Origin of the sequence: Xanthomonas sp. SHU 166, from assembly GCF_000364685.1 — a bacterium.
In the GTDB taxonomy this organism is placed as follows: domain Bacteria; phylum Pseudomonadota; class Gammaproteobacteria; order Xanthomonadales; family Xanthomonadaceae; genus Xanthomonas_A; species Xanthomonas_A sontii.
In genome coordinates this window covers 1-8,922 of sequence record NZ_AQOJ01000564.1, presented here as the reverse complement: position 1 = coordinate 8,922, position 8,922 = coordinate 1, and the positions used below count along the sequence as shown (strand labels likewise).

The window sequence follows — 8,922 nt, the reverse complement described above, 5'->3', positions numbered from 1 at the left end:
CGCGCTGCTGGCGCTGGCGCTGCCCGCCTGCCATTCCGATGCCGGCGCCATGCCGGCCGGCGCGGCCGACACCGCGCAGGACGAGGCGGCGCAGGATCCGGTCGACCAGGCGCAGCTGCGCCAGGCGCTGGGGTCGCTGCAGGCGCAGCGCCCGGGCATCCCCGACCTGTACGTGGTGGGCTTCGCCGGCGACGCCAGCGAGGACGTGTTCCGCAACGAAGTGCTGTACCTGCGGCAGATGTTCACGCAGCGCTTTGGCGCCGCTGGCCGCATCGCCACCCTGATCAACCACGGCGACAATCTCGGCGCGCACGCCTACGCGCCGCAGGCCTCCTACGACAACCTGGCCGATACGCTGGACCGCATCGGCAAGCTGATGGACAAGCGCGAGGACGCGCTGCTGCTGTTCCTGACCAGCCACGGCACCGAGCAGCACGAGCTGTATCTGCAGTTCGGCCCCGGCGAGGATGCCGAGTACGACACCATCACCCCGCAGGAACTGCGCCGCCTGCTCGACGACGCCGGCATCCGCAACCGCATCATCGTGATCTCCGCCTGCTACTCCGGCGGCTTCGTGCCGGCGCTGAAGACCGCCGACACCCTGGTCATCACCGCCGCCCGTCGCGACCGGCCCTCGTTCGGCTGCGGCAACACCGCCAGCGCCACCTATTTCGGCCGCGCCTGGTTGATCGACGCGCTGGCGCGCACCACCGATCTGGTCGACAGCTATCGCCTGGCCAATGCCGAGATCAGCGCACGCGAGCAGGCCGAAGGCGAGGCGCCGTCGTATCCGCAGCTGTACGTGGGCGCGCGCATCGGCAGCTGGCTGCAGCACTGGCGCGCGCAGTTGCCGAACGCCGCCGCACCGCCGTATCCGTATCCGGAGCCCGATGCGGACGACGCGGCGGATGCGGACGATGGCGAGCAGAGCCTCAAGCGTGGCGCAGCGACCGCGCCAGACACGGCGGCGCGCGCGCAGAACCCCGCACCGCCGACGAAGCGCACGCCGGCGCGGTGACGCAACCGCGCAGGACGCGGGGTCGACTGTATGCGACGTCGCGCGCACTCGCGTGTTTGCCGGCCGCTCCTGCCCTCGACCGCGTAAGCCCGACCCCGTGTAGCAGGCCGAAAGGATGAGAGTGATTCGCGTTCGATCGCGACGTGTGAGCGCTCGCTAGAATGCCTCCCGCAGCAAGCCAGCCCGCGTTTCGCCAGCCAACTGCGCCCCCGATCCGACCGCCCGCCAGCCTTCGCTCGCCAGCCAGGATCATTTGGTTTTGTAGGCCTCCTTCGTGGAGGTTTTTTTGTTTCTGGGGTTCGGTGTGGCGCGTGTGGAGCGCGAGCCTCTTGCCGTTGGCGGTGGATGGCGCGACCGTCTTACCGCGCTTGTCGCGGCTGAAGCCGCTCCTACGTGGGCCCGACGCTGCGAGGCGCTGATCGGCGCCCTGTGGGAGGGGCTTCAGCCCCGACGCCTGGGACGCATGGCGACTAAAGCTCTGTCGCGACAGTGACGGTGACCGGGCACGCAGCATCGCTGCGCACGTATCTGCCGGCCGTCACCGACCACCGCATCTGATCAAGGGCTCGCGTCCTGCAATCGATAGCTGCCGCTGGCGTGCTGCTCGCCGCGCCAGCGGTCCAACGCACGGACCTCGATGCGGTGCGCACCCACGCTCAGATCGGTCGGCAAGGCGCCGCGCCACAGGTGTTGCGACGGAATCGCTTCCGGCGACCGATCGTAGCCGCGCAGCGCATCGGCGGCATCGTCGCGCGCGTTCTCGGCGAGCAGCGTCGGGTCCGGCTGTTCGACCCGCTGCATCGGCTTCCAGGCGCCGTCGTCCACGCGGTACTCGACGCGCGTGTCGTCCTCGCCCATGTACACGTTCGCGTACACGCCCCAGGCCGGATAGGCACCGCGGCGCAATACCTTCGGCGCATGCAGGCCGATCTGGGTGTCGTCGGCGGCACGCGCGGCGTGGTAGGCCAGCGCATAGCCGCCGTCGCGGCGCACGGTCAGCAGTGCATAGCCGTTCGGGGTGCCGTCGGCCATGGTCGCGGCGGGAATGCCCTCGGCATCCTTGACCCCGGACCAGAACGCGCCGCAGGCCGCGCCGACGTTGTATTCGTGCAGCGGCTGCGCGCCGTGCCAGCCCTCGTCGGCACCGTGGTAATAGTGGCGCTGGGTGTGGCTATGGCCGCTGAGCACCAGCACATGCGGGAACGCCTGCAGCAGCGCGAACAGCCGCGCGCGATCGGCATGGCGGAAGGTCTCCTTGCCGGGCGCCGCATCGAACAGCGGGATGTGCAGGCCCAGCACCACCAGCCGCTCCTTGGGCACGCTGGCCAGGTAGGCCTGCAGGAACGCGAACTGGTCCGCGCGCAGGCCGCCGATATACTTGGGCTGCTGGGTCGGCTGGTAGACCACGTCGTCCAGGAACACGAAGCTGGCGCCGCCCTCTTCCACCGCGTAGGTGTCGGGACCGTAGACCGCACGCCAGCTCGACAGCGAATCGACGTCGTCGGTCGCGTCGAAGTTGAGGTCGTGGTTGCCGGGCACGTGGAACCACGGCACGCCGAGCTTGGCGGTTTCCGCATTCAGCGCCGGATACAGCGACAGGTCGTCGCTGACCACGTCGCCCAGGGTGGTGCCGATGCGCGCGTGGGTCTTGCCGCGCAACGGCGCGACGATGTCGCGGGCGTAGTAGCCGACATCGGTCATCGATGCGGTCTGGGTATCGGCGAACACCAGCGCCTCGGTGCTGTCGGCCTTGGGCTGCGCGCGCAACGCGAAGTCCCAGTGGTCGGTGGCGCCGCGGGTGGGCGCGATGCCCGGATACTTGAGCGTGGGCGAGCCGGCGGGCGCGTAGTGCCGCCAGTAGTCCGGCAGGCCGTTGCCGGCGCTGGCGAAGCTGTAGCCGTCGGGCTTGATCACGAACACCGTGCGGCCGGGCTCCACCTGCAGGCGGTAGCGGCCCTGCGCGTCGGTGCGGACGATGTGCACACCGTCGGACACCTGCACGCCGGCGACGCCGGTATCGCCCGGGCCGCGGCCCGGGGCGTTATCGCGTTCCTGGTAGACGCTGCCGCTGATCGTCGCGGTCTGCGCCACGGCGGGAGCGGCGGCGGCCAACAGGCAGGCAAGGACGACGGTGCGCAGCATGCGGAACATCCGGAGAAGCCGAGGGCCCCCGATTGTAGCCAACGACATCGACACGGCGATGACCGCGCCGGACAGACTCAGCGGTGCCGCGCTTCCAGTACCGCCACCGCGTCGGCCAGGCCCAGGCCGCGTGCGCGCAGCAGCACGGTCAGGTGGTAGAGCAGATCGGCGGACTCGCCGAGCAGGTCCTCGTCGCCCTGGGCGACGCCGGCCAGTGCGGTCTCCACGCCCTCCTCGCCCACTTTCTGCGCGATGCGTCGCGTGCCCTTCTCGAACAGCTGCGTGGTGTAGCTGCCCGCAGGCCGTTCGCGCTCGCGTTGCGCGACCAGCCGGTCGAGCGCGCCCAGGAACTGGCCCGGCGCCTGCGGGAAGCAGCTGTCGCGGCCGAGGTGGCAGGTCGGCCCGCGCGGATGCGCCAGCACCAGCAGGGTGTCGCGGTCGCAATCGGTGTCGATCGCCACCACGTCCAGCACGTTGCCGGAGCTTTCGCCCTTGGTCCACAGGCGCTGCTTGCTGCGGCTGTAGAAGGTGACCTGGCCGCTGCGGCGCGTCTGCGACAGCGCATCCTGGTTCATATAGCCCAGCATCAGCACGCGCAGGGTCGCGGCATCCTGCACCACCACCGGCAGCAGGCCGTCGCCCTTGCCCCAGTCCAGCGCCGCATCGGCGGCGTCCGCGTCGTGGGAGTGTTCATGCGCCATCGCGCACCTCGATCTGTCGTTGGCGCAGGAAGCGCTTGAGTTCGGGAATGGGGATCGCGCCGCTGTGGAAGACGCTGGCGGCCAGCGCGCCGTCGACATCGGCACGCTCGAACACGTCGGCGAAGTGCTGCATCTCGCCGGCGCCGCCGGACGCCACCAGCGGCACCTTGCACAGGGCGCGCACCTCGCGCAGTTGGGCGATGTCGTAGCCGCGGCGCACGCCGTCGTTGTCCATGCAGTTGAGCACGATCTCGCCGGCGCCCAGGCGCTGCGCCTCCACCACCCAGTCCAGGGTGCGCATGCGCAGCGCCTGGGTCTTGCTCGGGTCGCCGGTGAAGCGGCGCACGCGCCATTGGCCGTCGTCCTCGCGGATCGAATCGATGCCGACCACCACGCACTGCACGCCGAAGGCCTCGGCCAGCTCGGCGATCAGCGCCGGCCGCTCCAGTGCCGGCGAGTTGATCGAGATCTTGTCGGCGCCGGCGTGAAGCACCGCGCGCGCGGTGGCGACGTCGCGGATGCCGCCGGCCACGCAGAACGGGATGTCCAGCAACCGCGCCACCTTCTCGACCCAGGCGTAGTCCACCGAGCGCCCTTCCGGACTGGCGCCGATGTCGTAGAACACCAGTTCGTCGGCGCCCTGGTCGCGGTAGCGCAGCGCCAGCTCGGCGATATCGCCCATGTCCACGTGGTCGCGGAACTTGACGCCCTTGACCACGCGCCCCTCGCGCACGTCCAGGCACGGGATGATGCGCCGGCTCAGCATGCCAGCGCCTCGTCCAGGCGCAGCCGCCCTTCCAGCAAGGCCTTGCCGAGCACAGCACCGGCGCAGCCGGCCTCGCGCGCGCCGCGCACGTCGGCAGCGTTGCGGATGCCGCCGGAGGCCTGCACCGCCAACGCCGGCGCGAGCTGCCGCAGGTGCGCGTACAAGGCTAGATTCGGCCCGGACAGCATGCCGTCGCGGGCGATGTCGGTGCACAGCAGGTGGATCAGGCCGGCCGCGGCGTACTCGCCGGCCAGCGCGTCCAGGCTCAGCGACGAGGTCTCGGTCCAGCCGTGCACCGGTAGGCGCCAGACGCCGTGCGCGTCCTGGCGGCTGTCCAGCGCCACGGTGATGCGCTCGGGACCGAATTCGGCCAGCCACTCCAGCACCGACTCGCGGTCGCGTACCGCCAGCGAGCCGATCACCACGCGGCTGGCGCCGGCATCGAGCAGGCGCTGCACGTCGGCGCGCGAGCGCACGCCGCCGCCGGTCTGCACCTGCAGCCCGGTCTCGTTGCGGATCCGCTGCAGCAGCGGTGCCAGGGTATAGCCGCCGGCGCGGGCCGCATCCAGGTCGACCAGGTGCATCCACTGCGCACCGGCTTCGGCGAAGGCCTGGGCGCGGCGCAGCGGATCGTCGCCGTAGTGGGTCTCGCGGGCGTAGTCGCCCTGCGCCAACCGCACCACGCGGCCGTCGCGGATGTCCAGGGCGGGATAGACGACGAAGCTCATGGGAAATCGGTCTCGAGGAAGTTGCGCAGGATGCGCGCGCCGGTGTCGGCGGAGCGCTCGGGATGGAATTGCGCGCCGCAGCGGCGACCATGCTGCACCACCGCGGTGAACAGACCGCCATGATCGCAGGCGGCGACAGTGTCGCCTGTGACCGGTGCGGCATAGCCGTGCACGAAATAGGCGCTGGCACCGTCCGGCACGCCCGCCAGCAACGACGACGGGCGCAGCGGCAACAGCCGGTTCCAGCCCATGTGCGGCACGCGGATGCCCAGCGCCGGCGGCATGCGCCGGACCACGCCGGTCAGCAGGCCCAGGCAATCGACATCGCCCTCCTCGGAATGCTCGAACAGCAACTGCATGCCCAGGCAGATGCCGATCAGCGGCACCTGTAGCGCGCGCAGCGGCTCGAGCAGGCCCTGCTCGCGCAGCCGCGCCATCGCATGCGGTGCCGCTCCCACGCCCGGCAGGATCACTCGCTCCGCGCCCTGCAGACCGGCCGCGTCGCGCACCAGCCGCGGCTCCACGCCGAGCCGCTGCAGCGCATAGCGCACCGAACCGAGGTTGGCGCCGCCGGCGTCGATCAACGCCACCGTGCTCATCGCACCCTCCGCGTGTCCACGATGCGCCGATTCACAGCACGCCCTTGGTCGAGGGCAGCGCCGCACCCTCGCGCTTCAGCGCCTGGCGCAAGGCGCGGGCCAGCGCCTTGAAGCAGGCCTCGACCTTGTGGTGGTCGTTGTCGCCGCGCACGCTCAGGTGCAGGTTCAGCCCGGCCGCATCGCACAGCGAGCGGAAGAAGTGCGGTACCAGTTCGGTGGGCATGTCGCCGACCCGCTCGCGCTTGAACTCGCCTTCGAACACGAAGTACGGGCGCCCGCTGAAGTCCAGCGCGGCGCTGGCCAGGGTCTCGTCCATCGGCAGGGTGAAGCCGTAGCGGCCGATGCCGCGCTTGTCGCCCAGCGCCTGACGCAACGCCTGGCCCAAGGCCAGGCCGGTGTCCTCGATGGTGTGGTGTTCGTCGATGTGCAGGTCGCCGTCGGCACGCACGTCCAGAGCGAAACCGCCGTGCTTGCCGATCTGCTCGAGCATGTGGTCGAAGAACGGCAGACCGGTGGCGCAGTGCGGGTCGCGCGCCAGGTCCAGGTCCAGGTCCACCGCGATGCGGGTTTCCTTGGTGTCGCGCTGCACCCGCGCACGCCGCGGCGCATCGGCCAGTTCGTGGGCGATGCCGGCCCAGTCCCACTCGCCGCCGAACTGGGCGGTACGCAACTGGAAGCCGCGGATGCGCAGGTTCTCGGCGAACTGGATGTCGGTGATGCGGTCGCCGACCATCGCCGAGCGCGCCCAGTCGATGCTGCGGTCCTGCAGGTACGGCAGCATCAGGCCGATGCCGGGCTTGCGCGTGGGCGCATTGTCGGCCGGCCAGCTGCGGTCGACCAGCACCTCGCGGAACACGATGCCCTGGCTGGCGAAGATCTGCAGCATCAGGTCGTTGGGGCCGTCGAAGGCGGCCTGCGGGTAGGCCTCGCTGCCGAGGCCGTCCTGGTTGGTGACGATAACGAACTGGTAGCCGGCGTCGCGCAGCTTGAGCATCGCCGGGATCACGCCCTGCACGAAGCGCAGCTTCTCGTAGGCGTCGATCTGGAAATCGGCCGGCTCCTCGATCAGGGTGCCGTCGCGGTCCACGAACAGGATCGGGGTCATGCCGCGGCCCTCCATGCCTGCAAGGCGCCGAGCACGCGCTGGTTCTGCGCCGGCGTGCCCAGGGTGATGCGCAGCGCATCGCCCAGGCCCGGCGCGGCGCGCTGGTCGCGCACCACCACCCCGGCCGCCAGCAGCGCCTGGAACGCGCCCTCGGCGTCATCGAAGCGCAGCAGCAGGAAATTGCCCTGCGACGGATACACCTGGCGCACGCCGGGCAGTGCCGCCAGCGCCGTCTGCATGCGCGTGCGCTCGGTCCGCACCTCCTGCACCCGCGCCGCGGTCTGCCGCAGCGGTTCGGGCTGCAGCGCGGCCAGCGCCAGCTGCGTGCATGGCGCCGGAATCGGATACGGCGCCTGGCAGCGGCGCAGCACCGCGATCAGCGCTGGATCGGCGATCACGCAGCCGATCCGCGCCGCCGCCAGCGCGTGCGCCTTGGACAGCGTGCGCAGCACCGCCAGGTTGGCATGGCGCGCAAGCAAGCTGGTGGCCGAGGCTTCGTCGGAAAACTCGCCATAGGCTTCGTCCACCACCAGCACCGCACGTCCTTGCAGACGCTCGGCGGCGCGATCGATGTCGGCCAGGGCGATCGCCGCACCGCCGGGGTTGCCCGGCGAACACAGGAATACCAGCTTGGCCATCTGGCTCAATGCGGCGTCCACCACCGCGTCCACGTCGGTCAGCAGGCCCTCGTCGGTATCGCGCAGCGGCACCTCGACCACGCGCGCGTTCTGCAGCCGCGCGCACACCGCGTACATGCCGAACACCGGCGGGGTGATGACGATGGCGTCGCGACCCGGCTCGCACAGGGCGCGCAGCAGCAGGTCGATGGCCTCGTCGCTGCCACGGCCGAGCAGCAGTTGGTCCGGGGCGCAGGCGTACAGCTGCGCCAGTGCGGCGCGCAGCGCCGACGGCTGGGGGTCGGGATAGCGGCGATTGCCGGCGTCACCGTCGGCGGCGTTGGCCCAGGCCGATTCGTTGGCATTGAGCCAGATCTCGCCCTGCAGCGCACTGCTGCGCGCGGACGAGTAGCCGGCGAACTCGCGCAGGTCCGGGCGGACCAACGCCAGCACGGCGCGTGCGTCTGGAGTCTGGCTCATGCCGCCTTCTCCATGCGCAGCGCCACCGCGTTGGCGTGCGCGTCCAGGCCTTCGGCGCGCGCCATCAACACCGCGCAACCGCCGATCGCGGCGATGCCGGCGGCACTGGCGCTCTGCACGCTGACGAAGTTCTGGAAGCTGGCCACGCTCACGCCGCTGTAGGCACGCGCCGCGCCGCTGGTCGGCAGCACGTGGTTGGTGCCGCTGCAGTAGTCGCCCAGCGCCTCAGGGGTGTAGTCGCCGAGGAATACCGAGCCGGCGGCCTCGACGCGGTCCAGCCAGTCGCGCGGCGCGCGCAGCGCCAGGATCAGGTGTTCCGGGGCGTAGCGGTTGCTGATGGCGAAGGCGTCATCCAGCGTGTCGACGCGGATCAGCCGCGACGCGGCCAGCGCCTGCCGGGCGATCGCCGCGCGCGGCAGCGTCGCCAACTGCCGCTCCAGTTCGTTCTCCACCGCCTCGATCAGCGCGGCGCTGTCGGACAGCAGCAATACCTGCGAGTCGGGGCCGTGTTCGGCCTGCGACAACAGGTCGGCGGCGACGAAGGCCGCATCGGCGCCGGCGTCGGCGATCACCATCACCTCGGACGGCCCGGCCGGCATGTCGATCGCCGCCGCGCCGGCCTGCGCGATTTGCTGCTTGGCCTCGGTGACATAGCTGTTGCCCGGGCCGAACAGCTTGTCGCAGGACGGCACGCTTTCGGTGCCGAAGCCCATCGCCGCGATCGCCTGGGCGCCGCCGAGCTTGAACACCCGGTCGACGCCGCACA

9 protein-coding genes are annotated in these 8,922 nt (G+C 71.0%); 1 reads left to right on the top strand and 8 read right to left on the bottom strand.

Annotated elements, in window-relative coordinates; translation table 11 throughout:
* Positions 1–4: 4 nt before the first annotated feature.
* Complete coding sequence (locus D180_RS14240) at positions 5–1,018, top strand: C13 family peptidase (protein ID WP_232760504.1); 1,014 nt, start codon at positions 5–7, stop codon at positions 1,016–1,018.
* Positions 1,019–1,576: 558 nt separating this feature from the next.
* Here D180_RS14240 and D180_RS14235 read toward each other — a convergent pair.
* From D180_RS14235 to hisD, 8 genes are all read right to left on the bottom strand, one after another.
* Positions 1,577–3,160 (bottom strand): calcineurin-like phosphoesterase family protein, encoded by a 1,584-nt coding sequence (locus D180_RS14235; RefSeq protein ID WP_043091012.1) that lies wholly within the window; start codon positions 3,158–3,160, stop codon positions 1,577–1,579.
* Positions 3,161–3,237: 77 nt separating this feature from the next.
* Positions 3,238–3,861 carry a bifunctional phosphoribosyl-AMP cyclohydrolase/phosphoribosyl-ATP diphosphatase HisIE gene (hisIE, locus tag D180_RS14230; RefSeq protein WP_017913328.1) on the bottom strand — a complete coding sequence of 208 codons (624 nt, stop codon included), beginning with the start codon at positions 3,859–3,861 and terminating at the stop codon, positions 3,238–3,240.
* Positions 3,851–4,627, bottom strand: coding sequence for an imidazole glycerol phosphate synthase subunit HisF (hisF, locus tag D180_RS14225; RefSeq protein ID WP_017913327.1), 777 nt, complete (start codon positions 4,625–4,627; stop codon positions 3,851–3,853). Before hisF ends, hisIE begins: the two co-directional genes overlap by 11 nt.
* Positions 4,621–5,355: a 1-(5-phosphoribosyl)-5-[(5-phosphoribosylamino)methylideneamino]imidazole-4-carboxamide isomerase gene (gene hisA, locus D180_RS14220; RefSeq protein ID WP_017913326.1), complete on the bottom strand. Its 735-nt coding sequence runs from the start codon at positions 5,353–5,355 to the stop codon at positions 4,621–4,623. Before hisA ends, hisF begins: the two co-directional genes overlap by 7 nt.
* Positions 5,352–5,954: an imidazole glycerol phosphate synthase subunit HisH gene (hisH, locus tag D180_RS14215; protein WP_017913325.1), complete on the bottom strand. Its 603-nt coding sequence runs from the start codon at positions 5,952–5,954 to the stop codon at positions 5,352–5,354. The genes hisA and hisH overlap by 4 nt, the downstream gene beginning before the upstream one ends.
* 31 nt (positions 5,955–5,985) lie before the next feature.
* Positions 5,986–7,059 carry a bifunctional histidinol-phosphatase/imidazoleglycerol-phosphate dehydratase HisB gene (gene hisB / locus D180_RS14210; RefSeq protein ID WP_043091011.1) on the bottom strand — a complete coding sequence of 358 codons (1,074 nt, stop codon included), beginning with the start codon at positions 7,057–7,059 and terminating at the stop codon, positions 5,986–5,988.
* A complete protein-coding gene (gene hisC, locus D180_RS14205) occupies positions 7,056–8,156 on the bottom strand; it encodes a histidinol-phosphate transaminase (RefSeq protein ID WP_017913323.1) in 1,101 nt (366 codons plus the stop codon). The genes hisB and hisC overlap by 4 nt, the downstream gene beginning before the upstream one ends.
* A partial coding sequence (gene hisD, locus D180_RS14200) for a histidinol dehydrogenase (RefSeq protein WP_017913322.1) occupies positions 8,153–8,922 on the bottom strand: 770 nt, incomplete at its 5' end. The genes hisC and hisD, both read right to left, overlap by 4 nt.

What these genes read in the sequence shown, in the direction of transcription:
- D180_RS14235 (WP_043091012.1), bottom strand. Translation starts at nt 3,160, where the DNA reads ATGCTGCGCACCGTCGTCCTTGCCTGCCTGTTGGCCGCCGCCGCTCCC.
- hisIE (WP_017913328.1), bottom strand. Translation starts at nt 3,861, where the DNA reads ATGGCGCATGAACACTCCCACGACGCGGACGCCGCCGATGCGGCGCTG.
- hisF (WP_017913327.1), bottom strand. Translation starts at nt 4,627, where the DNA reads ATGCTGAGCCGGCGCATCATCCCGTGCCTGGACGTGCGCGAGGGGCGC.
- hisA (WP_017913326.1), bottom strand. Translation starts at nt 5,355, where the DNA reads ATGAGCTTCGTCGTCTATCCCGCCCTGGACATCCGCGACGGCCGCGTG.
- hisH (WP_017913325.1), bottom strand. Translation starts at nt 5,954, where the DNA reads ATGAGCACGGTGGCGTTGATCGACGCCGGCGGCGCCAACCTCGGTTCG.
- hisB (WP_043091011.1), bottom strand. Translation starts at nt 7,059, where the DNA reads ATGACCCCGATCCTGTTCGTGGACCGCGACGGCACCCTGATCGAGGAG.
- hisC (WP_017913323.1), bottom strand. Translation starts at nt 8,156, where the DNA reads ATGAGCCAGACTCCAGACGCACGCGCCGTGCTGGCGTTGGTCCGCCCG.